This window comes from Psychrobacter sp. Marseille-P5312, from assembly GCF_900291405.1.
GTDB lineage: Bacteria > Pseudomonadota > Gammaproteobacteria > Pseudomonadales > Moraxellaceae > Psychrobacter > Psychrobacter celer.
Genome location: NZ_OLML01000001.1, coordinates 277,048 through 301,663, shown reverse-complemented (window position 1 = coordinate 301,663; position 24,616 = coordinate 277,048). Strand labels below are relative to the sequence as shown.

General features: G+C 44.2%; 19 protein-coding genes and 2 pseudogenes. 14 read left to right on the top strand and 7 right to left on the bottom strand.

The genetic code is table 11. The features are described from left to right. Positions 1–66 precede the first annotated feature (66 nt). Positions 67–1,047 (bottom strand): alpha/beta hydrolase, encoded by a 981-nt coding sequence (locus C6W44_RS01315; protein ID WP_158676687.1) that lies wholly within the window; start codon positions 1,045–1,047, stop codon positions 67–69. A 366-nt stretch (positions 1,048–1,413) separates the two neighbouring features. Here C6W44_RS01315 and C6W44_RS01310 point away from each other — a divergent pair, with 366 nt between their 5' ends. The 8 genes from C6W44_RS01310 to C6W44_RS01275 all read left to right on the top strand — a co-directional run bounded on the left by C6W44_RS01310 (position 1,414) and on the right by C6W44_RS01275 (position 8,307). Beyond that, a complete protein-coding gene (locus C6W44_RS01310) occupies positions 1,414–2,073 on the top strand; it encodes a hypothetical protein (RefSeq protein ID WP_158676686.1) in 660 nt (219 codons plus the stop codon). 351 nt (positions 2,074–2,424) lie between these two features. Beyond that, complete coding sequence (locus C6W44_RS01305; protein ID WP_158676685.1) at positions 2,425–3,567, top strand: siderophore-interacting protein; 1,143 nt, start codon at positions 2,425–2,427, stop codon at positions 3,565–3,567. 386 nt (positions 3,568–3,953) lie between these two features. Continuing rightward, entirely contained in the window at positions 3,954–4,028 is a 75-nt protein-coding gene (pqqA, locus tag C6W44_RS01300) for a pyrroloquinoline quinone precursor peptide PqqA (RefSeq protein ID WP_075107140.1), read from the top strand. 79 nt (positions 4,029–4,107) lie between these two features. Further along, on the top strand, positions 4,108–5,019 hold the full coding sequence (gene pqqB, locus C6W44_RS01295; protein ID WP_105243905.1) for a pyrroloquinoline quinone biosynthesis protein PqqB: 912 nt from the start codon (positions 4,108–4,110) through the stop codon (positions 5,017–5,019). 21 nt (positions 5,020–5,040) lie between these two features. Continuing rightward, positions 5,041–5,808, top strand: coding sequence for a pyrroloquinoline-quinone synthase PqqC (pqqC, locus tag C6W44_RS01290; protein ID WP_413772311.1), 768 nt, complete (start codon positions 5,041–5,043; stop codon positions 5,806–5,808). Next, a complete protein-coding gene (gene pqqD / locus C6W44_RS01285) occupies positions 5,805–6,101 on the top strand; it encodes a pyrroloquinoline quinone biosynthesis peptide chaperone PqqD (protein WP_105243904.1) in 297 nt (98 codons plus the stop codon). Before pqqC ends, pqqD begins: the two co-directional genes overlap by 4 nt. Further along, positions 6,098–7,255: a pyrroloquinoline quinone biosynthesis protein PqqE gene (gene pqqE / locus C6W44_RS01280; protein ID WP_105243903.1), complete on the top strand. Its 1,158-nt coding sequence runs from the start codon at positions 6,098–6,100 to the stop codon at positions 7,253–7,255. Before pqqD ends, pqqE begins: the two co-directional genes overlap by 4 nt. Positions 7,256–7,257: 2 nt before the next feature. Next, positions 7,258–8,307: a dipeptidase gene (locus tag C6W44_RS01275; protein ID WP_413772310.1), complete on the top strand. Its 1,050-nt coding sequence runs from the start codon at positions 7,258–7,260 to the stop codon at positions 8,305–8,307. A 4-nt stretch (positions 8,308–8,311) separates the two neighbouring features. Here the strand turns inward: C6W44_RS01275 and C6W44_RS01270 are convergent, their stop codons facing one another. From C6W44_RS01270 to C6W44_RS01260, 3 genes and pseudogenes are all read right to left on the bottom strand, one after another. Next, entirely contained in the window at positions 8,312–8,659 is a 348-nt protein-coding gene (locus C6W44_RS01270) for a hypothetical protein (protein ID WP_413772328.1), read from the bottom strand. 27 nt (positions 8,660–8,686) lie between these two features. After that, the gene (locus tag C6W44_RS01265) at positions 8,687–9,325 is read right to left on the bottom strand and encodes an IS3 family transposase (RefSeq protein WP_227526457.1); all 639 of its coding nucleotides are present in this window, start codon (positions 9,323–9,325) and stop codon (positions 8,687–8,689) included. Positions 9,326–9,571: 246 nt separating this feature from the next. Further along, positions 9,572–9,940: pseudogene (locus C6W44_RS01260) on the bottom strand (integrase core domain-containing protein); the annotation flags it as partial. Between the two features lie 211 nt (positions 9,941–10,151). On the opposite strand from C6W44_RS01260, the gene C6W44_RS13355 reads away from it, so the two are divergent. Beyond that, complete coding sequence (locus C6W44_RS13355; protein ID WP_158676684.1) at positions 10,152–10,361, top strand: hypothetical protein; 210 nt, start codon at positions 10,152–10,154, stop codon at positions 10,359–10,361. Positions 10,362–10,629: 268 nt separating this feature from the next. Here the strand turns inward: C6W44_RS13355 and nirD are convergent, their stop codons facing one another. Further along, complete coding sequence (gene nirD / locus C6W44_RS01250; protein WP_077450019.1) at positions 10,630–11,037, bottom strand: nitrite reductase small subunit NirD; 408 nt, start codon at positions 11,035–11,037, stop codon at positions 10,630–10,632. A gap of 45 nt (positions 11,038–11,082) precedes the next feature. After that, entirely contained in the window at positions 11,083–13,668 is a 2,586-nt protein-coding gene (gene nirB, locus C6W44_RS01245; RefSeq protein ID WP_105243900.1) for a nitrite reductase large subunit NirB, read from the bottom strand. 648 nt (positions 13,669–14,316) lie between these two features. Between nirB and C6W44_RS01240 the strand changes: the two genes are divergently transcribed. From C6W44_RS01240 to cobA, 5 genes are all read left to right on the top strand, one after another. Continuing rightward, the gene (locus tag C6W44_RS01240) at positions 14,317–15,819 is read left to right on the top strand and encodes a NarK family nitrate/nitrite MFS transporter (RefSeq protein WP_105243899.1); all 1,503 of its coding nucleotides are present in this window, start codon (positions 14,317–14,319) and stop codon (positions 15,817–15,819) included. Positions 15,820–15,822: 3 nt separating this feature from the next. After that, positions 15,823–17,901, top strand: coding sequence for a bifunctional protein-serine/threonine kinase/phosphatase (locus C6W44_RS01235; protein ID WP_227526318.1), 2,079 nt, complete (start codon positions 15,823–15,825; stop codon positions 17,899–17,901). Between the two features lie 76 nt (positions 17,902–17,977). Beyond that, a complete protein-coding gene (locus C6W44_RS01230) occupies positions 17,978–19,423 on the top strand; it encodes an NAD(P)/FAD-dependent oxidoreductase (RefSeq protein ID WP_105243898.1) in 1,446 nt (481 codons plus the stop codon). After that, positions 19,420–22,599, top strand: coding sequence for a nitrate reductase (locus C6W44_RS01225; RefSeq protein WP_105243897.1), 3,180 nt, complete (start codon positions 19,420–19,422; stop codon positions 22,597–22,599). The genes C6W44_RS01230 and C6W44_RS01225 overlap by 4 nt, the downstream gene beginning before the upstream one ends. Before the next feature lie 137 nt (positions 22,600–22,736). Further along, positions 22,737–23,669: a uroporphyrinogen-III C-methyltransferase gene (gene cobA / locus C6W44_RS01220; protein WP_105243896.1), complete on the top strand. Its 933-nt coding sequence runs from the start codon at positions 22,737–22,739 to the stop codon at positions 23,667–23,669. 183 nt (positions 23,670–23,852) lie between these two features. On the opposite strand, the pseudogene C6W44_RS01215 reads toward cobA, so the two are convergent. Beyond that, positions 23,853–24,601 (bottom strand): annotated as a pseudogene (locus C6W44_RS01215) (IS5 family transposase). Positions 24,602–24,616 lie beyond the last annotated feature (15 nt).

The window sequence follows — 24,616 nt, the reverse complement described above, 5'->3', positions numbered from 1 at the left end:
CTAGCGAGGTTTTTTTATCCAGTAGATAAGGTCAGAGTGCTAAAGTTATCTTGAATAGGCTTAATCTTAGAAGTTTTTTAAGCTCTCTAATAGAGAGGTTGTAAATACCTCTCCATGAGATTGGTTGTAAAACTGATAGCTACAACGCTCCTCAAAGTGCTCACAGACTTCCTTGGCGAATTCTTTTTTACTCATCAGAGTAGGCGCTACTACTGGCATAGTGGTCTGATCTGGAGAGTGACTAAAAGTGAGTCGTATTTGTTTGTGTTTATTATTGGTTATATCTGCAAGTTGCGCTTTAGGAAGATTTTGATATGCCTGCCAATAGTTAATCATCTCTCCATTTTGCCACCAAAGTGATGGATCTGCACTGAAATACTGCTGATAAGCTTGAGGGTGCTTGAACAAATTATATAACACAAACAAACCACCGTAAGAGTGCCCCCAGATGGCTTCTTGCTTCGGTTTCTCGCCCAACTGTTCATATACCCAAGGTTTAATTTCTTTTTCAATCAACGTATAAAATTTTTCTACACCGCCGTTTAATCGCTCTCTACCTTCTTCTTGAAAAGCACCGTTATCTACAGTGTTGGCTAATAATGGTGGGGTATAGTCGTAGGCGCGGGCATCAACATCGAAGCGATAAGGTGTTTGGTAACCTATAAAGACTAAAGTAGGCGCTGATTTTTGTGGTGTAGACTGGGATAATAAGCGCAGCGTATCCTTATCTAAATCATCAATAGCCGCATTACCATCAAGCATATAAAGCACTTTACTAGGAGTTTTTACAGAATTGTTAGAGAGTAGATGATAGGTTGTCTGCTCAGGAATAGCTAACCACACTTGATAATGACGAGGTTTTGCATAGGTTTGCAGCGTTTTCAATTGTGAATCGGTTAAGCTAGAGGAGAATAGTTTTGGTGCAGGTGCACTGAAGGTATGATATACGAAACGATACCCGATATCTTTGGCATGCAATAAGCTCATATCTACGGTCTTGGTCAAGTCAGGTTTAGCATAGCTTGGTGACATCACTACTCCTGCCATGGTTATCGTTATCATTGCAAGGCTTCTCTGAGATCTTGACATACTTATCCTTTATTATATTTAGTTTATTGAACAAAGTCTTAGACATAGCGTTGCTTATATTGAAGCTGTAAGAGGACTAACACATGCAATTTATATCTCTGATAATTATTGACAATCAGTTACAATATCGTAATAATAATGCATATGATAATCATTATCAATAATACTGCTTTCTAATGGTTCTGTATTTCACAAAAATCCTTCTTATGAGATTAAATTATGTCACGTTCAACTCACTCATGTTTCAGCAAAAACCCATTATCTAAAGTTTGTATTTTATCTATTGCCCTATTATCTTTGGGAGTCGCAGGCTGTCAAAATACGATGTCATTATCGAGCGCAACGCCCTCTAATGCTGTCACCACGGGTCTGATGAAAACGCAAAGCAGCTATGCTGATACTCGTTATTTGACGATTGACGGCAAAGACTATCCTGTTTCTGAAAGCGCTGCTCGAGTAGTCATTAATGACGCGAAAAATGCACCAGAATTGGTCGCTGATATTTTTGATGGAAAGGGTAAAGCGGCTGTACCAGGTTATAAAGTCATGCTGATGAATCGTACCAGCTCAATTGCTGCAGAAGGCAGAAAGCTAGATAATGGTAAAGTTATCGATAATCGCATGATTCACCGCGGCAGTAAGTCGCTCATCGGTATCCCTGTCGTTAATGGACAAGCTCAGCTTAAGCAGGCGCAGTTATTAGACTTTGACATTATTTATGATGATTTGTCTAAAGCAGTGATCAAAGGGGAGGTCGTTAAACCTCGCGGTACGAAGCTGACCAAACCAGACACCGCAGTGACTGATAAAAAAGTGGTTTTGCGCTCACTGACGCTACCCAATATTGCCAGTGGTGAAAGCGCAGGAGGCGGCATTGATTTTGAGGCCAGTGCCTTGATAGATGGCAAAGTGGTCAAGACTGGTGCTAATAGTGCTTTTAATATCTTTTATACCGTGACTAGTGATAATGCTAGAGGGTTTTAGTTGTTGAGTTCTAACTGGTAAGAACAGGCTCTGACTTCGCTAGATGAAGCCAGAGTCGTTTCCGTTTAATCGTGATCTGTTTTTAAAACCATCAACAAACCCAATGGGTTATCTACTATGGCTTTAAGTAATTCTCATTTGATTAATAATACCTCCAATCAATCCTCGCATTTCCGACTCTCTCCGCTATGCTATTCTGTTTTATCGTTACTTTTTATGTCAGTACCAGCGACTGCTAAATTTTAGAAATAGTCATGGCTTGTTAGGTTACAAGCCTAATAAATGAGGCGCATTGAGTGGATCAAGCGCCTTGTCTTTTTTATAAAACTAATTTTTTATAAAGGGTGCATTATGTCCCAAGTTTTTGATCAACGTTATACAGACAAAGTGCCATTACCCGTGGCGGCTAAAATAAAGTTCATGAACCATGTCAATGATGAACACCAAGATGAGCTGGCTATGTTTGTGGAGGCATTTGCTGACACTAAGCTCAGTAATGATGTAGCGGTTGTGGTGGCAGAGGTTTATAGCGATGGATTATTGCTCGAAGCAGCAGCTCAAAACTCAGAAAGTCTACCAAGTCATAAAGCTGAATCGTTGCCTGATGTGGTTAAGCAATTCTTTATTGAATTTGAAAATGTGATTGATGAAACGGTTACTTTGAAGTCGCAATATATCAACCTCTTGCAGGTGGCCTCAAAGAAACTTGGCAAGCTTGCGATAAAACAGCAAGTGCGTTATTTCACTGTGATTGATAGTTATTACGCCAGTCCAAATATGTATAGATTGGTCGTAACTGCGCCTGCTGATTCGCCACTGAATCATGCAGGATATGCTTATCTGTTTGAAATGAATAGTGGCATATCAATCAGTAGTGAATCTACCAACGCCCCTGATAACGCTCCGGAGAAATTACAGCGCTATTATACCTTGCGAAAAGCATGGCAAGACGCAGAAACTCAGCAAGTACAAGGCTGGGTGGATACTTATATTCATGGTGATACACCTGGTGGTAATTGGGCGAGAGCGGTTCAAGCAGGAACACAACTTAAAAGTGTACGCGATTATCCAGAAAAAATTGCACATTTAAATGAGGGTCAGTGTCTGCTTATTTGTGACGAAACGTCTATACCAACAGTCGCTAATTTAATAGAAAATTGGCAAAATACGATAGCGCCAATCGTCATTGTCGTCACTAATGATGATGCAGATACGGCTTACCTACAAGATATCGAATTAAGTCAGACATTGGCACAGATTGATAATTTTAAACAAGACAATATAGTACATATTTTGAATACACCTTCTATTGATCTTCCTGATGCTATTGTCTCAGCTATAGATACACGTTTAGAAGACGGCTCTATTCTTATAGAGAAGGTTTGGGGCGCGCTTAGCGCAGCTGATGCCAAAGTATTAAGGCGCCAATTAAAGACTAAGTTTGATTTATCTCGCCAAGATATGGTTATGAAAGTGTATTGGCGGGCGTCGTAAAAGGTGAGTATAAGTCGCTCTGTAGGGACATAATAAATTTGGACAGCTTATAAGAGATACCCATCATAAACGCGTCCCATAAGCTGATACTGTATTGGCATAATAAACTTGGACAGCACATAATGAGTACGCTATCGAATGCTCCTTGATCATTATTGAGCAGCCTCTATAGGATTAAGATTGTGTCTCTGCTTTTGCATAACACAACCAAATGTAACAATAGGACCGATTGATGTGTTTCGCTAGCAGCGTTAAAATATACGCTTGGCGCGCTTATGTTAACATCTAACAAATTGACATTAAGTGCCTGTCTGTAATACCATTAATCACTACCTTTATTCACCTTACTCATTTATTAATGAGTGACAGACACTCGGAGCAATCCCATGCAGTGGACTAAACCCGCTTTTCAAGACATCCGTATCGGTTTCGAAATCACTATGTATTTTGAAGCACGCTAAAAGCTTATAAACCTGAATACCTTAAAAGCCCTAGATGATTAGGGCTTTTACTTTTTTTGACATTTGGAAATATTGCGCTATGTATATTCACGTTTTAGGCTCAGCAGCGGGCGGCGGTTTTCCGCAGTGGAACTGTAACTGCGAAAACTGCCACGGCGTACGCCAAGGCACCATTGAAGCAAAGACCCGTACCCAGTCCTCGATCGCCATATCAGAAAATGGTGTTGACTGGATTTTGTTTAACGCTTCACCAGACATTCGCCAGCAGCTATTTGACTTTAAAGCGGCTCAGCCAGCGCGTCAATTGCGAGACACAGGCATCACCGATGTGGTATTGATGGACAGTCAGCTTGACCATACCACGGGATTGTTGACCCTACGTGAAGGCTGCCCCATCTCTGTTTGGTGTACGGACATGGTGCATGACGACCTCAGCACAGGATTTCCGCTGTTCAACATGCTAAAGCACTGGAATGGCGGTCTACAATATAATCAAATCGATCCAAAGCAAACCTTTCAAATTGACGGTTATAGCAATTTAGAGCTAACGCCTTTGGTCATTAGAAGCTCAGCGCCGCCGTATTCGCCGCATCGCAATGACCCTCATGATGGCGATAATATCGCGCTGATTGTGAAAGATTTAAAAACACAAAAGCAGCTGTTCTACGCGCCAGGCTTGGGCAAAATTGATGACGAAGTGATGCAAATCATGAAAGCGTCTGATTGCGTGATGATTGACGGTACGCTATGGACAGACAACGAGATGCAAGAGCGCGGCGTCGGCACCAAAACAGGCCAAGACATGGGGCATCTGCATATCAGTGGTGACGATGGCTCGCTGCATTATTTAGATCAGCTCGACAATGCTCGCAAAGTGCTCATCCATATCAACAACACCAACCCGATATTGAACGAGCAATCTGAACAAGCAGCGACATTAAAACAGCACGGCGTTGAAGTGGCGTTCGATGGCATGCAGATAGAACTGTAAGACACACGGTAAGGCAATCCTATGACAACAATAACAGAAGACAATATCGCCTTAAGTCCAGAAGCGTTTGAACAAGCGATTATGGCAAAAGGTCAGTATTATCATATCCACCATCCTTTTCATATCATGATGCACGAAGGGCGCGCCACGCAGCAGCAAATCCAAGCGTGGGTCGCCAATCGCTTTTATTACCAAATCAATATCCCGCTAAAAGACGCGGCAATCATGGCGAACTGTCCCGATCAGCGCGTGCGCCAAGAGTGGATCCAGCGCATGATTGACCAAGACGGCGTGTATCCTGATGGCGGCGGGCGCGAAGCGTGGCTTGGGCTGGCAGAAGCGGTTGGCCTGACGCGTGAGCAGGTCATTTCTGAAGAATTGGTCTTGCCAGGGGTGCGCTTTGCAGTAGATGCTTATGTCAATTTTGCCCGCCGTGCCACATGGCGTGAGGCGGCAAGTAGCTCATTGACCGAACTGTTTGCCCCGCAGATTCACCAGTCGCGCTTAGAGTCTTGGCCCAAGCATTACCCTTGGATCAAAGAAGAAGGCTATACCTATTTTCGCTCGCGCCTCAGCCAAGCGCGCCGCGATGTTGAGCATGGTCTGACCATCACGCTTGACTCATTCAGAACGGCAGAGCAGCAAGAACGCATGCTTGAGATATTACAATTTAAACTCGATATTTTGTGGACGATCTTGGATGCCTTGAGCCTCGCCTATGTGCATGACCAAGCGCCTTATCAAAGCGTCACCACAGATAATGTCTGGCATAAAGGATTGTTTAAATGAGTATCCCTACTAGTTTACCTGAGCTGGATCAATCGCTGGTTCCCACATGGCGTCATGGCTACCGCTTCCAGTTTGAGCCAGCGCAAGACGCGTATGTCCTGCTCTACCCTGAGGGGATGATTACACTCAATGACAGTGCCAGTATCATTGGACAACATATCGATGGCACCGCATCGGTTGCTGATATTATTCAAAAGGTGCAAGCCATGTTTGGCGACGTGCCTGAAATCGAGCAAGACATCATTGAATATATGCTGGTCGCCCAGCGTGAACATTGGATTGACTTAGTATGACTGCGCCCGTCGGAATGCCGCTATGGTTACTTGCTGAGTTGACCTATCGCTGCCCCTTACAATGCCCGTATTGCTCCAACCCCATTGACTATGCTCAGTATAAAGACGAGCTGACGACACAGGAGTGGTTTGATGTGTTTGATCAGGCGCGGCACATGGGCGCGGTGCAGCTGGGCTTTTCTGGTGGTGAACCACTGGTGCGTCAAGACCTAGAAGAACTAGTCGCTTATGCGCATCAAAAAGGCTTTTATACCAATCTCATCACCTCAGGTATGGGACTGACTGAAGCGCGCATTGCCAGTTTAAAAGACGCAGGACTGCAGCATATTCAAATCAGCTTTCAAGCCAGTGACCCTGTAGTAAATAATCTCTTGGCAGGTTCAAAGCATGCCTTTGAACAAAAATATGAGATGTCACGTCTGGTCAAGCAGTACGACTATCCGATGGTACTTAACTTTGTGATCCATCGGCAAAATATCGATCAGATTGACCAGATTATTGATCTGTGTTTAGAGCTGGAAGCGGATACGGTTGAGCTGGCTATTTGTCAGTTTTATGGTTGGGCGTTTGAAAACATCGAAGGCCTACTACCGACCAAAGAACAAGTGGTCAGAGCCGAACGCATTACTAACGAATATCGCCAAAAAATCGAAGCACGTGGTATCAAATGCAAACTCATTTTTGTGGTGCCTGATTACTACGAAGAACGGCCAAAACCTTGTATGGATGGCTGGGGTAAGATTTTCTTGACCGTGGCACCTGATGGCACCGCGCTTCCCTGTCATGCTGCCAGACAACTGCCCATATCCTTTCCCAATGTTAGGCAGACGCCATTAAAAGACATCTGGTATGACTCAGACAGTTTCAATCACTTTCGCGGTGATGACTGGATGCCTGACATGTGCCAAAGCTGCCCTGATAAAGAGCGCGATTATGGCGGCTGCCGTTGCCAAGCGTTTATGCTGACGGGCGATGCCAAAAACGCCGATCCTGTGTGCGGCAAATCGCCTTATCACTACCTGATCGAAGAAGCACGTATTAATAGCGAGACGCCAACTCCGTTTGAAGATCTGCGCTTTAGGAACCCTAAAAATTCTAAACGATTAAGTATGAGTCAAGAGCAACTGATTCCCACGCGTATGGTCACGGATTAATGATGAATAACCAGCCTATAATTTTTGATGGTCATAATGATCTGTTAACCCGTCTATGGCTAAGCTCTGCTGACGATCCGGTGCATGATTTTATTTATGGCACACTACCGGGACATTTAGATTTAAAGCGTTGCCGACGAGCAAGATGGATGGGCGGCTTGTTTTCTATTTTCTTACCGCCCTACGCTTATGTGAAAAACAACCATCCTGATAAGTTATCCAACTTATCAAACTCAGACTTCACTCCGCAAGAAATCATTGATATTTGCTGCGCGCAACTAGAACTTGCCCAGCAATTGCAGGCGCGATCAAACGGTCAGATTCAGATCTGTACGTCTATGGCACAAATTCAAGCCTGTCAGCAGAATCAGCAACTGGCCATCGTTTTGCATCTTGAAGGCGCTGAGTTTTTGGCTATTGAGCCTGACTTGCTGGATGTGTTTTATGAGGCAGGACTCAGAAGCATTGGCCCACTGTGGAATAGAAAAAGCCTATTTGGTGATGGCTTAAATGCCTCTTTTCCGCACTCGCCAGACACAGGCTCTGGACTCACTAAGGCAGGCAAAGACCTTGTGATGACTTGTGCCAAAAAGGGCATGGTAATTGATGTGTCACACATGAATGAGCGCGCGTTTTGGGATACGTTAGAGATTGCCGATCAGCCGATTGTCGCAACGCATTCCAATGCACACGCCTTATGCGCGCAAGCAAGAAACCTGACTAATCGACAACTGGCTGCCATTAAACAAAATGGTGGTATGGTTGGGGTGAACTTCGATGTGGCGTTTATTCGTGCGGATGGGCAGCGAAATACGCAAACCTCCCTTGATGTCATTGTGGATCATCTTGCTTATCTGATTGACCATTTGGGCGAAGATCACGTTGGCTTTGGCTCTGATTTCGATGGGTGTTTATTACCTGATGAATTGTCTGATATCAGTCAAATCTCTAAGCTGATTGAGCGGATGCAACAACGTCACTTCTCTGATGCGCTTATTGAAAAGATCACGTCAAAGAATTGGTTTGCTGTGTTGGATAAGATATGGAGTTGATATTTTATATCTTTGGATACCGCGAAATAAAATATCTATATCGATGCGTATTGTCTAAGAGTTGGATAACAGGTATGAATTTTTCCTGACTCCCAAGGTGCTTTTTCATACTATTTACTATACTTAGTTCATTATTACCATTTTTATAGTGTGTATTGGCTCCCTTATCAAGCATTAGCTTAAGTAGATCAAGTCTTTCAGGCATTCCTACAATCATAGCTAAGGGAATAATATTGTCTCTGTTTGGTACATTTGGATCTGCTCCTGCTTCTAGCAAAGCTATTGCTGCTTCTGCATTTTCTCCCCGCATTGCATAGTGCAGTGACGTCATATGTAACTGTAAATACCCCATTCTTAACACAACATCATCGTAGAATAATTAAGCCACCTGTCTGTACTCAGCAGGTGTCATATCATTAAGTAAATCATGGGGTCTTTCGGTGTTATAAACCGTGATCCATTCCTCAGTCAGTTGACTGACCTCATTTAAATCATTGAATAAATAACAATCCAAGACCTCATTGCGGTAACTACGATTAAACCGTTCAATATAAGCATTCTGATAAGGACAGCCAGGCTCGATATAATCAATATAGATGCCATGAGCTGATGCCCAATCAGTGAATATGCTGGATGTAAACTCACTGCCGTTATCCACACGAATTTGCTTAGGGTAACCATGCCACTCAGCCAACTGATCAAGGTAGCGAATTACTCGGAGTGAGGGCATACTGGTACCAATATCAATGCCTAATACTTCACGGTTATAATCATCAATCACATTAAAGGTTCGAAAGCGAATATTGTTTTGCAGCTTATCGCTCATAAAGTCCATTGACCATGTATGACCCAATGCGTTTGGCACACTTAACGGCTGGGGGTTACGTGCTGGTAGCCGTCTTTTAGACTTACGGCGTAGGTTTAAGTTTAACGCGGTATAAACACGGTGTACTCGCTTGTGATTCCAAGAATAGCCAAGCTTACGTATACGCTTAAAGCACTTAGAAGAGGTTTTAATTTTAATGGTTTTTGAGGGTCGGTCACGTTTTGGTCACCATTTGGTCACCGTCACTTTTTTAAATGATTTAAATCTGTTTGTGTAATCATAATTAAGAGTCGATGTAGACAAGTATTTTTCGCCACAGCCCTTATATCTCAGGCATAAAAAAAGCCCCAATCAAAAAGATTGGGGCTTTCGAATCTGGTAGGCGTAACTAGATTCGAACGGAAATACCCCCAAATTTAAAACACCAAATAAGTAGAACTAAGCTGCCATATTAAGTTTCTGAATTGGCGTAAAGCCACCATTACCCATATTGGGTCTCTCGTTATTATAGTGATCAAGCCAAACTTCAGCTTGCTGTCTTACTTGATCTAAATTATCAAACAGTTCCTGATTCAGCCAATCATAACGTACTGTCTTATTAAATCGTTCAACATAAGCGTTTTGCTGAGGATTGCCAGGCTCAATGTATTCGATAACGATATCTTGCTTAGTTGCCCAGTCTTTTAAATCATTGCTGATATATTCAGGGCCATTATCACACCTGATTTGATCAGGCTTACCTCGGTACTCTATAAGCTGGTTTAAACTGCGTATCACTCTTTGAGCTGGTAGAGAGAAATCAACCTCTCCATTTTACGCTGACACGGCTAAATCTACAAAGAAACCTAAAAAGAGTAGGTCGCTTAATTATGCCAAGTTTCTCAGTGTCATGGCTATCTTTTGCGCTGTCTTCTTGCTCGCCGTATTTGCCTTCAATTACTTACTCTCAAAAAATTCTCAGGTACCATTAGGAGTTAACAGCACGTCAGTTGCTCAGAATAGGGCATCTGCCAAGCAAATGAATACAAACTTAGCAACCGACCCTAATTCTATTCCTACTTTCATTTCACCAAGAGATGAGACAAAAAATGAAAGGCAAAATGGTAATGAAAGGCAAAATGGTAATGAAAGGCAAAATGGTAATGAAAGGCAAAATGGTGATGAGCAAATCAATAATATGAAGGCTATAAAAGTTAAAACAGCACTTAGTGAGCATGATTTTAGATAAGAGGCGCAGAATACCTTATTCCGTGACTCAGAGAAACAGGCCAGCCAGAAACCTGACATTACCACTCAGACAGAAATGAATCCACAGGATTTTAAAGCAGAAGCTAAGAGTATCTTGTATCGGGATGAGACTAAAGCAGGTAATAATCTGAGAAGGTTTTAATTTCAAAGCCTATCTCAGATTATTATGCAATCTTGAATATTATATCAACCACTGTCTATCAACTATTGAGTATTGACTAAAACAGATGTAAATGTAAACCAACAGCTTAGACAGCCTCTATTTCGAGTAGTGTCGTAGATGACGTTTCTAACTGCTCATATTTTATAATCACATCATTACCTTCAAAACTAATATCAAGCTCAACATCATAAGTAGCAAGCATTACACTGTTATCATCCAAGCACTGACCGGTAGCAAGGTTAAAGCGCTGCTTATAAATAGGTGAAGCCACATACAACACCGCTTCATCAATGCCACCATCGTTGGTAACAGTAGTACCACCCACTAACCCTCTAGATAATACATTGGCCTGACTAAAGGGATCATAGTTATCAAGCGCGAATAGTTTATTGTCTTTAGTACGAAAAATTGCTACTTGTTTGCCCTCTATTAGTGCGCAAACACCAGTTTCAGGGAGAATGTCTTCTAATCTACAAACTACATACTGGTTCATTGGATTATCCTTATTGGTGTATGATCGAAAGTTATTAAGCGGTGATTAAGACAGCTCAGTCGCTAGGATTTTAGCTTTTTCAATATCGGTTGCAGGGCGAATCTGCTCTCGCTCAGTGACGAATACCACATTGTCATCGCCTTGCTCACTATTAACAAAATGACGGAAACGTTTGAGTTTTTCGCTATCAGTAATGGTGGCTTTCCATTCACAAACATAGTTGTCGATGAGTAATTGCATCTGTGACTCTAGCTCCTCAGCGATACCTAAACTGTCTTCAATAATGACTGCCTGTAGATACTCAAGTCCACCTTCAAGGCTCTCGCGCCATTTGGATGTACGCTGAAGCTTATCTGCGGTCTTGATATAAAACATGATAATACGGTCGATATATTTGACAACTGTATCCGTATCAAGATCCGTTGCGAATAGCTCGCCATGACGTGGGGTCATGCCACCATTACCGCAGACAAAGAGATTCCAGCCGTTTTCAGTAGCAATAATCCCAAAATCTTTGCTTTGCGCTTCAGCGCACTCACGGGTACATCCAGATACGGCCATTTTTATTTTGTGTGGTGAGCGTACTCCTTTGTAGCGGTCTTCTAGTCTAAGTGCTAAACCCACACTGTCATCGACACCGTAGCGACACCAGTTGTTGCCCACACAAGATTTCACTGTACGCAGAGATTTACCATAAGCATGGCCCGTCTCAAATCCAGCATCGACCAGTTGTGTCCAAATATCGGGTAGTTGGTCTAAGCGTGCGCCAAATAAGTCGACACGCTGACCGCCAGTGATTTTGGTATATAGATTGAACTCTTTGGCGACTTGTCCGAGTATGATGAGTTTATCTGCAGTGATTTCACCGCCAGGTACGCGCGGCACGACCGAATAAGTGCCATCTTTTTGAATATTGCCTAGATAGTAATCGTTGCTATCTTGCAGTGGTGTGAGTTCGGGTTTGAGTACATAATCATTCCAGCAAGACGCCAAAATAGAGGCAACGGTTGGTTTGCAAATCTCGCAACCATGACCACTACCGTGCTCATCTAATAGCGCATCAAATGTCTTAATGCCTTGTACTCGAATCAAACTATACAACTCCTGACGTGAGTAAGCAAAGTGCTCACACAGATCATTATTGACTTCAAAACCAAGCGCGGTTAGTTGATAATCTAATGTGTCTTTCACCATAGGCGCACAGCCACCACAGCCTGTACCGGCACTGGTACATGATTTCACCTCTGCCATGGTATAGGCACCGTCTTCAACGGCGGCACAAATAGCACCTTTGGTGACGTTGTAACAAGAGCAAATCGTGGCGCTATCGGGCAGGTTCTCGATACCCATGGTGGGTTTTTCTACGTTGGGTAGGATCAGGCTTTCAGGATGGGTAGGCAGGTCAATATCGTTTAGAAATAGCTGCAAGAGATTGTTGTAATCCTCAGTGTCACCTACCAATACAGCGCCCAGTAGCCGCTTATTATCCGCTGTGGTTACCAGTTTTTTATAGATACCCTCAGCAGGGTTTTGGTATAAATAGCTCAAACTGTTTTCTGTTGCACCGTGCGCATCGCCGATACTGCCCACATCTACACCCATCAATTTGAGCTTGGTGCTCATGTCAGCGCCTGTAAAGGTCTGAGCGTGATCGCCTGCAATTTGAGCGGCGCAAATACTGGCCATGCTATAGCCTGGTGCGACCAAGCCAAAAACGGTGTTGTCCCATACGGCGCATTCTCCAATGGCATAGACATTCGGAGCATTGGTACGGCAGGCTTCATCAATCAAAATACCGCCACGGGTGCCGATTTCAATACCGCATTCAGGGTTGCTTTTGATAATGCCATCTTGCGGACGAATACCCGCACTAAAGATGATCATGTCGGTATCTAATGAGGTATCATCAGCGAACTGCATGGTTAAATGACACGATGCTTCATCCGATAGGGTGTTGTCGATAATGGCCTTAGTATTTTTACCTGTTAATACCTTGACCCCAAGGGCTTCAATTTTACGCTTTAAAATATCACCGCCAGCAGCATCGAGCTGTACGCCCATCAGCTGAGGCGCAAACTCGACTACGTAAGTCTCTAATCCTAGTGTGACTAGGGCTTTGGCTGCCTCAAGGCCAAGCAGGCCACCCCCGACCACGACGCCTTTTTTGACTTTTGGCTTCTCAGCAGTACTGAGAATATCATCCAAATCTTTAATCGTACGATAGACATGACAGTGCGGATGCTCGCGCCCTGGAATTGGCGGCACAAACGGATAGGAGCCTGTTGCTAATACCAATTTAGCATAGTCTATCTGGGTACCTTCTTCCGTGCTGATACATTGATTGGCGGCATCGATGTTTGTGATTCGCTGATTGAGATGCAACTGAATCTGCGCATCCTCATACCTGCTCAAGTCCACTAAGTTTAGTTTACTCACATCTTTATGTTCAAAATAGCTCGATAGATACACCCGGTCATAAGCTGGGCGATCCTCTTCAGCAAATACGTGAATCTCAAACTGATCGTGTAAGCCTTGCTCTATGGCTCGCTCGATAAAGTGATGTCCCACCATACCGTTACCAATCACCACTAATTTAGCTTTATTCATCGTACTTACTATAGTGTTACTCATATGCCTATCCTCAGTAATGTGTTTGCTTAAATACTTTCATCTAATGTCCCATCCAAAAGTCGCAAGTTAATTTTTAGATGGTTCAATGATAGATAGTCGTTAATACTTAGATGCCTATAACTATTAAGCCATCAATAATCGTGCCAAACACAATTAATGACATTCAATTATCGAATCCTTATATAGTTAAAAAATATGTAGCCTTACCAGTTTATAAGGTCATGCCAGTACTTTTGGCGATACTATTTTCTGTTATAAGTAGTTGCTTAATATGATCTTTTTAATAGTTGTCATTTACATCCTATGCACCGAAATAGTGCAAAAATGCACCAAATGCACCAAATGCACCGAATAGTTGCAAAAATGCACCAAATTGGTTTTGATTGTTACTTTAAAGGTGCATCGCTTACTTTACTTAATCGAGAGATAACTCAGTTTTATCTAAGCAATACTATTTAATTGGGATGCCTTTAGAGTCATCTGGTACAAAGCGTAGCCCTATTAAAAAAGATGATGTTTTATATCTATGTCAATTTTATATTTGCAGCTGGCACATCCATTGCACTCTCTTAATGGTCGCAACTGATAAGTTTCTGACTCATAACGTGTTTTTATAACTTTAATGTTAGCCATTTGAGGAAATCGTCTATGCCTTCATCGAAACCTGATGTGCCAAATAAAAACAAGCTGAATATCTTTTCTTTTAGCGGTAAAAACAAAATTCTCCATCTTGGGTGGATGGCGTTTTTTTTCACCTTTTTCGTGTGGTTTAACCATGCGCCATTCTTATCTGCGATTGGGGAGAGTTTGAACCTCACCAAAGACCAGGTAAAAACTTTATTGATATTAAATGTTGCCTTGACTATCCCAGCTCGGGTCATCATTGGCATGTTGACCGATCGCTTTGGTCCTCGGCTTGTTTACACTGCAATTTTAGCCATTGGCGCTATTCCTTGTCTCACCTTCGCTTTTGCGCAAGATTACAACACGTTAGCGCTATCACGCTTTTTATTGGGTTTCATTGGTGCAGGGTTTGTGGTTGGCATTCGTCTCATGAGTGACTGGTTCCCTGCTAATGAGCTGGGTACAGCTGAAGGTATCTATGGGGGCTGGGGAAATTTCGGCTCTGCCGCCGCGGCACTGCTACTACCGACAGTCGCTATTGCGGCCGCTGCCATCTTTGGCGGTGAGGAAGGTTGGCGTTATGCAACGGCTACCTCAGGGGTGGTTATGATGCTCTATAGCGTGATTTTTTATAAGATGGTACGTGATACCCCTAAGGGTGCTACGTATTTCAAACCTAAAAAATCGGGTGCCATGATGGTGACTTCATCAGGTGACTTCTGGCTCATGATGGTATTTAAACTGCCAATGTATTTGGCATTGGCCTTATTGGCGTGGAAATTATCACCAGCTGGTGTGAGTTTGCTGAATCAGGCAAGTGTCAACATCGTCTATATTGCGTTGGTGGTGTTATACGTTTATGAATTTATCAGTAGTTATCGTTTTAATAAGGAAGTATTTACCACGCCTGTGCCAAAAGCTCACCGATATGACTTTAAGCAAGTCGGTATTTTGAATATTTTATACTTTGCGACTTTTGGCTCAGAGTTGGCTGTGATCTCTATGCTGCCACTCTTCTATCAAGAAACCTTTAACTTATCGATTGTCATGGCAGGTGCCTTGGCATCAAGCTACGCCTTTATGAATCTGATGTCACGTCCAGGCGGCGGCTGGTTGAGTGATAAATTCGGTCGCAAAATCACGCTGTTGATTCTTACCGCAGGTTTGGCTATTGGTTATCTGTTGATGGGTGTCGTTGACTCTTCATGGCCGATCGCACTTGCGCTGTTGATTACCATGTTCTGCTCTTTCTTTGTACAGGCGGGTGAGGGAGCAGTGTTTGCTGTGATTCCTTTGATTAAACGTAGTATGACAGGTCAGTTTGCAGGAATGACGGGTGCTTACGGTAACGTCGGGTCAGTGGTCTATCTAACTGTACTGAGTCTGGTATCGTATCAGGTGTTTTTCTTTGTGATTGCCGCAACAGCAGTGATTGGCTTCTTGGCGCTGTTTTTATTAAAAGAGCCTGAAGGCGTTATTATTGAAGAGATGCCAGATGGCAGCTTTGCTCAAATACAAGTGAGCTAAATTATGCATGAGAGCGTCAAACAAGCGCCTAAACAAACAAATCAAGTAAGCAGCCATGATGCGGACGTTGCATTGTGGCTGCCTGATTTTTTTACGATGGCAGGACGCAAAGCTGAGAACCAAGATAGCCTACTCATAACGACCTGCCTACCTTATGGGTTTCCATCGTTATCATCGTCAGCGTTTCATGGGGCTCATCCCTCTTTTACAGCGCCTTTATTGGTGCTGATGGCTGATGGGGTCAGTGCTTGCCAGTTTCCCAAACAAGCCAGTCAGTCAGTGATAAACACGGTGGCACACCATATCACCTCACAACTTGCAGAGATGGTACAGACAGATAGGGTGCAAGCAAATGAGATATCAAGCGAATCTCAAGAGCAATCGCCAAATCCACTACACCGCTTTGATGACGATCAAGTTGCCATCGTGATTAAGGAGGCGGTGCACCAAGCCAATGATGCGCTTTATTTCCCGCAAGCCTATGAGCGCCTGCCCGCCTTATTATCCACGCTATCAGGGCTGCTGTGCATAGGCGACCGTATTCATCTGTTTCATACGGGCGATTCTCGTATCTATCGTATCGGTATCGACAGTATGGTGCTATTGACCAAAGACCATCATATCCACCATGGACGGGATAAAGGAGCCCTGTCTGCTGCTATCGGTGCTGACACACGAGTGGAGCTGCAACAATCTGTGTTCACTTTGCACCAAAACGAGTGTTTGGCGCTCATGACCGATGGGGTTTATGAGTCTATTACGCCAGCAGAGTTACAGTTTGAGCTGTGTACTGCGGTACAGGCCATGCACCAATCAGTAGCATGTCCCAATCAAATCATCGACCATCTTCAGATGAGCCAGCGTTTATGTGAGCACGCCTTTAGCGAGGGTAGCCATGATAATCTCAGTGTAATCATGCTGGGTATGAACGATGAAATCATAAAGAGTAAAACGCACAGAGAAACAGACAACGCCATTGCGCTTGATCAAGGTTTGGATAGCGACCGTAGTCATGCTCAGGATATCAATCACTATCGCTTACCAACGGGCTTGGCAGTAGGGGCACAGATTGATAATTTTGTGGTCAAAAAAATCATCGCGCGTACGGCTCGCAGTGAGGTGTATTTAGTAGAGGATAACGACCAGCATGCATTTGTTTTGAAGTCGCCAAGTCTCAATGTCATTGCTGATGGGTATTATCTACGTGAGTTTTTAAAGGAACGTAAAATCGGTTTGAGCCTGTCCAAGCACAAACGTATTGGTGAGCCCGCTTACAATCAAGTGAACCCCAATAGCGTATCCTCCCATGATCCGCTTTTAACCAGTGATGTCTCTAAAAAACTGAATGCTACTTTCAATGCGTCTAATGCATCGGGGCTTTTGCGCTACTACCCAGTGCCTGCCAGTAGCACTTATTTATATCATTTAACGGAATATATCGAAGGGGAGAGCCTACGAGTTTTTATGGATCGTCAAGCCCCTTGTGATATTTGGCAAACTTACGATTTACTCACTAAGATCGGCATGGCGGTCCGTGTGATGCATCGAAACTACCTACTGCATCAAGATATCAAGCCTGAAAATATATTATTAACTCAATCAGGTGCGGTCAAGTTAATCGACTTTGGCTCTGCTAGCTCCTCCATACTAAAAGATAGTACGCGTCCTCCTAATGGCGATTTGCACTACGCTGCACCAGAATATTACACCGATGCCCCAAAAGGTGTGCATTCTGATTTGTTTTCCATTGCCGTGATTGGTTATGAGTTACTCACAGGTGAGCTACCATTTAGCTCGCAAGAGTTGATGAACCCATCTGTCTCACTAGTTGTACCTGCCGAGCGCCTGCGTCAAAACCGAGTGCCCGCTACCAGCCAGCAAGCGTTGATGCGTGCACTACACTCTAGTACGCAGGCAAGGTATCAAGCGATTGGCGAGTTCTTACAAGACTTTAATCCCGATAATAGTAACGATACCAGAGACCCTGAACCGCTGATCATACGTCATCCCTTATTGGTTTGGCACAGCATTTGCTTTATTCAATTTGTCATTATCATATCGTTGCTGATTTATTTTTCATAAAACCTTGTTAAACGTAAATAGTACGACAAGCCATTTTACTCAACGCTGCGTGTTGCGGCTAAGGAATGATTTTCCTATGTCACTTGATTCACCAGAACCAACCCATACTGCTTTCTCTACCAATGCTTCTTCTTCTAGACGTCAGACTACTGCGGGCATCGTTATTATAGGCGCTGGGATGGCAGGCAGTCGTTTTGCCATTGAGCTGGCACGTGCTCAGCAGCAAAGCAGCCAAGAAAAAGGCGCAGCTCATTTACCCATCACGCTGATTAGCAAAGAACCGCAAGTGGGCTACAACCGTATCATGCTGTCACCCGTACTATCAGGAGAGTCGGTTTTTGAAGAGACATATTTATACGAGCTAGCAGAATATGAGCAATTGGGTATCACGGTATTGGCTGGCACGTCGGTAGATGCAATCGAAACCAATAAGCGGCGTGTCAAATTGAGTGATGGACAAACCCTGGATTATACCGAGCTGGTGTTTGCTACTGGCTCACAAGCTCGCGTCATCCCTTTTGCCAATCATGATGCTAAGGGGGTTCATGTATTTCGAGAGATTGCTGATGTGCAGGTATTGACGGAGTACGCGCGCCAAGCAAAAAAGGGTCTTGTCATTGGTGGCGGGGTGCTGGGTCTGGAAGCCGCTTGTGCTTTGGCGTCTCAAGGGGCAGATATGACAGTGGTTCATGTCGATAGTCATGTTCTCAACCAACAGCTTGATATGCCCGCCGCTCATCTGCTACAAGCAGAGCTCTTCAGTCGAAGTGTCAAGCTGGAGGTGTTAGCCAACACAGAATGTATTACGGTCAATGATCAACACGAGGTTAATGGTCTGTTGTTAAAGGATGGCCGCACACTGCCAGCAGACTTTATTGTCATGGCCGTTGGTGTCATCCCCAATACGACACTGGCCCAGCAAAGCGGTCTTGAGGTTAACCGAGGTATCCTTGTAGATAACTTTATGCATACGAGCTGTCCTCATGTCTATGCGATCGGTGAATGTGTCGAGCTGGACGGGGAGCTATTCGGGATGGTGGCTCCTGTCAATCAACAGGTGGATACTTTGGTTTCTGTCCTAAAAGAGTCGAGCGTCTCAAGTAGTAGGAGACTTAGTAGTGACTCACGAATAACCGAATACAAAAACCACTGGCGTCCCTTTATCAGCAAGCCTTTATCTTTAAAATTAAAAGTATCTGGCATCGCCGCTTTTTCAGCAGGTCAGATTGCTTTTGATGATATTGAAATGGCACAGATAGAGCGCGTGGTTTATCAGCAAACGAGCCTCGATCATTATCTTTGTCTCTACATTAAAGAAAGCAAACTTATTGGCACGGTACTATACGGTGATGTGAGTGAAAGCGGGTTTTATAGTCAGCTGATCACTGATGGCAGTGACATATCCTCGATAAAAGAAGACCTTATCTTTGGCGAAGCCTATTGCGATGTAGAGAAAATAGAAGCAGCTGAGCCCGAATCTGCCGTGCCAAGTGACGCACACCTAATAGGAGAGGCCTCATGAGCAGCACCATCTTAAATGACGATCAAGCCCTCAGTGTCGTACCGTCCTCTCGCATTACAACTTACACTGAGGATTTGATCAGTCCTATTCGTACCACTTGTCCTTACTGCGGCGTAGGCTGCGGCGTACTAGCAAACATCGATGAGGCAGGTGTAGTCAGCGTGACAGGCGATCCTGAGCATCCAGCAAACTTCGGCAAACTCTGCTCAAAAGGCAGTGCATTGGCACAAACATTGGGCACTGAACGCAGGTTGACTCAGCCTTATTATCAAAACAAACAGCGAACAATAGCAAAAGGACAACCGACAGATACGCAGCCTGTCGAGTGGGAGGCAGTATTGGATGATATTGCCAGTCGTTTGAATAACACTATCGTGACACACGGGCGTGACAGCGTAATGTTTTATGTGTCAGGGCAGCTGCTTACTGAGGATTACTACGTTGCCAATAAGTTCATTAAAGGCTTTATTGGTAATAATAATATCGATTCCAATTCGCGTCTTTGTATGTCCTCAGCGGTTGCAGGGCATAAGCGTGCTTTTGGTGCAGACTTAGTGCCTAGTAATTATGAAGATTTAGAGTCTTGTGATTTATTGGTGCTGGTGGGCTCCAATATGGCGTGGTGTCATCCTATCTTATTCGGACGGTTTTTAGCCGCCAAAAAGCGTGATCCTAATAAAAAACTAATCGTGATTGATCCGCGTCGTACTGATTCTTGTGAATTTGCTGATTTGCATTTACCCATCGCTGTTGGCACGGATACGCACTTATATAACGGACTGCTGCATTATCTTGAGCAAGAAGGCTGTGGTGATAAAGACTATCTTAAGCAGTGTCATGATGTTAAGCCCGCCTTAGAGGCCGCAAAAACATGGACGATTGATAAAGTGGCGACGGCATGTGGTATCAGTGCGGATCTGGTACAGGAGTTTTATGCGCTGGTTGCTGCAAATGATAAAACCGTCACGGCATTTAGCATGGGTGTCAACCAATCTGCAAGTGGTACCGACAAGGTCAATGCCATTATCAATACTCACTTGTATACTGGGCGAGTGGGCCGAGTAGGTGCAAGTCCGTTTTCACTCACCGGTCAGCCAAATGCGATGGGCGGGCGCGAAGTCGGTGCATTAGCTAACCTGCTTGCCGCGCATCTAGACCTAGACAACGAGCAGCATCGTCATTTGGTGGCTGATTTTTGGCAAGCGCCGCAACCGCTTGCCGCAGAAGTTGGGGTAAAAGCTTGCGATGCTGCTGATGCCATACTAGATGGCCGTATCAAAGCCATCTGGATTATGGCGACCAACCCTGTCGTCAGCTTGCCTGAGGCTGATAAGTTTCGCCGCGCATTGGCTACCTGTGATTTGGTGATTGTATCTGACTGCTCCGTCGACAGCGATACGGTTAAGTGTGCAGATATTGTTTTGCCTGCACAGGGTTGGGGGGAGAAATCAGGCACAGTGACCAATTCGGAGCGCCGCATCTCGCGCCAGCGGGCGTTAATGCCTGCACTCGGACAAGCAAAGCCTGACTGGTGGATACTGTCGCAAGTCGCTAAACGCATGGGTTTGGCAGGGTTTGATTATCAGCATGCTAGGGATATATTTAATGAGCATATCGCTCTGACAGCTTATAGAAATGATACCAGCCAAGATGTATCAGAAAACAATCAACCGCGCCATCTTAATTTAGCAAAAGATCTTTCGCCAATGGTAGTAGGGGCGATAGCATCGATAGAGGAAAGCCCAAACCATCTTAAGCAGCAAAATAAAAACGTATTCTCTTTCAGTCACGACGCATATGATGTCATGACACCGTTTCAGTGGGGCGGCGCACGTATTACACCTAGCAAAACGAAATTTATTGCCATTACGCCTCCCAGTCACGCCAGTATACCCAATAGGCATACGCAACGATTGAGCTCGAAAAGCGCTGATAGTAAAAAAAATAACGGCAGTCATACGTTTCATCAAGATAGCTCAGGGGCATTAGACCTACGGCTGATTACAGGTAGGCTTCGCGATCAATGGCATACGATGACGCGCACAGGACTTGCACCGCAGCTCAACCAACACGAGTCTGTACCAACGCTCACCGTGCATCCAAATGATGCCAAGCAGCTCGGTGTTGACCAAGGCGATTATGTACAGCTACGTCCCTGCTATGAGAAAAACTTATCAATAAATAGCCAGCCGCCGCGTACGGTCGCGAGCACCACTACAAACAGTCAGGTGCTCGCGCAAGTTGCTATCAGCGACAGTATGAGTGCAGGTGATGCCTTTATGCCGATGCATTGGAGCAACGCCTTTGCTCGTTTTGCTCGCGTAGGTACGCTGATCCCAACAGTCGTTGATCCACATTCAGGACAGCCTGAATTAAAAAATTCTGCAATCAGCGTGATGCCTGTACCGATGAAAACTTATGGCAAGATTTTGGTGCATCCTGATCTACAAGACACCATGATAGTGCATCTGCGTGAGACTTTATTGGATTTTGAGAAAGAGCCTGAGGATCAAGGAGTGCTGATACCTTCTTCTGATACAAATACAGCTTCTGAAAGATCAAACTCATTACCCGCATTGACATGGAGTTTAAGTCGTCAAACCAATAGCGTCTTGATTACTTTAGCTAGCCCTGTAGACAAAGTCATCAGTAAACTGCTTGACCCTGAGTACTGGCAGCACTTTATCAATACCTATCAAGCATCTCTCACCGATAAATCGATCAATAGTGCCTTTACTTGCAGCAAGCAAGCAAAGCAGCTTCGCTTCGTCTCGACGCAGGTAGAGGCAAATAATAAAGTGATAGATCGGGCATCGATTAGTACGTCAAAGTCTGACATACCAAGCGATCAGCTACTGCTCAGCATTTGTTTTGCGCCGCAAGTGGCGCAGCTACCCAGTATGCATTGGCTTAACAATTGCTTTGCCAGTACTGATGCGATACCAGAGAATCAACGCTATAAGTGGTTGCTGGCAGGTCGTCCAGCGACAGGGTATGTTGATCCAGGTGCATTAGTATGTTCATGTATGGCTGTTGGAGAGAATATTATTATCGAAACAATTACCAAGCAGCAGTGTATGAGTGCCCACGCGGTTGGAAAGGCATGCCGAGCAGGGACTAACTGCGGTTCATGTGTGAGTCAAATTAATGCCTTGATCGATAGGTATGCGTCTTAAGTAGTGCTTGTTGCAAAGTTTGATCGTTAATATGGCATAGGGCTTGCAGCGTATTTTATATGCTCTTCTTTTCTTAGGTATGCCATTGTTAGGTGCAGAGTTGCGCGTTATTAACAGTGTTATTAGGAGTTATTACCATGACTGATTCATCTACCTTTATTGCCGCATTAACTTCACAAAATTTACCCAATATAAATTGTCATATCAGTGTGAGCGATGAGCCATCAGGTATAGAAAAAAGTGTGAAAACAGGCACGGTACATTTGGTTGGTGCAGGTTCTGGCGATCCTGAGCTACTCACGTTAAAAGCATTACGAGTAATGCAAAAAGCAGAGGTCGTACTCTATGATAGTTTAGTTTCAGAGGATATCTTAGATATGTGTGCGCTGACGGCAGAGAAGATATTTGTCGGTAAGCGCTGTGCCAATCACGCACTACCACAAGAAGGTATCAATGAGCTACTGGTCAAACACGCGCTAGCAGGCAAAACGGTCGTTAGGCTCAAAGGTGGCGACCCCTTTATATTTGGACGCGGCGGAGAGGAGCTGCAAGAAGTGGTGCGTCATGGTATTCATTTTGAATCTATTCCTGGTATCACTGCTGCTAGTGCGGCCGCAAGTAGAGCAGGTATTCCCTTGACACACCGTGATCATGCGCAAGCCGTAAAATTTGTGACCGCTTGCAAAAAGTTGGGCGCACCTAATAATGACTACGATGAACTCTTAGACAGTACGCAGACGGTTGTCTTTTATATGGGGTTGAATCGACTAGATGAGATGACCCAAGGGCTAATTGCCGCAGGGCGCGACAGTAATACACCTTTTGCTGTGATTAGTCATGCCAGTTTGCCAACGCAGCAGCTTCTTATCGGTACGCTTGGTAATATCGCGGAGCAGCAAGCTGAGGCAAAACTGCCAACACCTGCGCTATTGATTATGGGTGATGTGGTTAATTTATATCATGAGTTTGCAAACTACAACCTTGGTGCGTTAGGCAAAAGTACCTTTATTGACGTTCAAAACGTTGTTAGCAGTCATGATTTAGTCAGTAATTTGGAGGTTGTCACGTAGGATAGAAGCATACTAGTGCCAAGCGATAATAGTGCTTAGCACTTTTATAGTATGTCAGCGCAAACTGAACCGCCCCGGTATTGTCGGAGACTTAACATTCTGAGAGAATACGACAATGAAAACACGAAACTATACCCCTGAAATGAAAGAGCGAGCCGTCCGTATGCTAGGGTGTGTTGACAATTACCGTAAATGGATAATCGTCGCTGCTAAATAGATATTAGCAGCAAACGACTCATCCGTTTTTTCAGCACGCATGGCAATTTTCTTGAAATCTTTCAGCTTACAGAAGAAGTTCTCGATTAAGTGACGCCACTTGTACATTTCTTTATCGAAATCTCGTTGCTTTAAACGAGAGCGTTTAGGGGGTATGACCGCTTTGCTACCACGCTCTTTTCAGTCTAGCAGTAGCCAATCCGTGTCAAAGGCTCTATCAGCAAGCAATGCACCAAACTCTTTATCTTTAATTAAAGGTTTAACGCCAGCCATGTCATGCTGTTGTCCTTTCAATAAAGTAAAATCAACAAGGTTGCCTAATGCATCAACCATTGCCATGATTTTAGTGGTCATACCGCCTCTTGATTTGCCAATTGCCTGATGACAAGCCCCCCTTTTGCGCCTTGTCCATGACGATGTACCTTAACAATAGTGCCATCAATCATGGCATACTCTAAATCTGAGTCATTCAGAGCATTAAATAGCTTGCTGAATCTATCGCTTTTTACCCATCGACGGTAGCGCTTATAAACACTGTTCCAGTTACCAAATTCAGGGGGTAAATCTCGCCACGGACTACCTGTTCGGACAATCCATAGAACAGCTTCGATAAATAGTCGATTATTTACCGCTGTTCTACCAACATCGGTCTCTTTACCTGAACAATACGGTGCTATCTTTGCCCACTGGGCATCACTTAGTGTTAATCTAGTCATAACACTATGATTATC

Coding starts and splice junctions, on each gene's coding strand:
- C6W44_RS01315 (WP_158676687.1), bottom strand. CDS start 1,047: ATGGCAGGAGTAGTGATGTCACCAAGCTATGCTAAACCTGACTTGACC.
- C6W44_RS01310 (WP_158676686.1), top strand. CDS start 1,414: ATGTCATTATCGAGCGCAACGCCCTCTAATGCTGTCACCACGGGTCTG.
- C6W44_RS01305 (WP_158676685.1), top strand. CDS start 2,425: ATGTCCCAAGTTTTTGATCAACGTTATACAGACAAAGTGCCATTACCC.
- pqqB (WP_105243905.1), top strand. CDS start 4,108: ATGTATATTCACGTTTTAGGCTCAGCAGCGGGCGGCGGTTTTCCGCAG.
- pqqC (WP_413772311.1), top strand. CDS start 5,041: ATGACAACAATAACAGAAGACAATATCGCCTTAAGTCCAGAAGCGTTT.
- pqqD (WP_105243904.1), top strand. CDS start 5,805: ATGAGTATCCCTACTAGTTTACCTGAGCTGGATCAATCGCTGGTTCCC.
- pqqE (WP_105243903.1), top strand. CDS start 6,098: ATGACTGCGCCCGTCGGAATGCCGCTATGGTTACTTGCTGAGTTGACC.
- C6W44_RS01275 (WP_413772310.1), top strand. CDS start 7,258: ATGAATAACCAGCCTATAATTTTTGATGGTCATAATGATCTGTTAACC.
- C6W44_RS01270 (WP_413772328.1), bottom strand. CDS start 8,659: ATGGGGTATTTACAGTTACATATGACGTCACTGCACTATGCAATGCGG.
- C6W44_RS13355 (WP_158676684.1), top strand. CDS start 10,152: ATGAATACAAACTTAGCAACCGACCCTAATTCTATTCCTACTTTCATT.
- nirD (WP_077450019.1), bottom strand. CDS start 11,037: ATGAACCAGTATGTAGTTTGTAGATTAGAAGACATTCTCCCTGAAACT.
- nirB (WP_105243900.1), bottom strand. CDS start 13,668: ATGAGTAACACTATAGTAAGTACGATGAATAAAGCTAAATTAGTGGTG.
- C6W44_RS01240 (WP_105243899.1), top strand. CDS start 14,317: ATGCCTTCATCGAAACCTGATGTGCCAAATAAAAACAAGCTGAATATC.
- C6W44_RS01235 (WP_227526318.1), top strand. CDS start 15,823: ATGCATGAGAGCGTCAAACAAGCGCCTAAACAAACAAATCAAGTAAGC.
- C6W44_RS01230 (WP_105243898.1), top strand. CDS start 17,978: ATGTCACTTGATTCACCAGAACCAACCCATACTGCTTTCTCTACCAAT.
- C6W44_RS01225 (WP_105243897.1), top strand. CDS start 19,420: ATGAGCAGCACCATCTTAAATGACGATCAAGCCCTCAGTGTCGTACCG.
- cobA (WP_105243896.1), top strand. CDS start 22,737: ATGACTGATTCATCTACCTTTATTGCCGCATTAACTTCACAAAATTTA.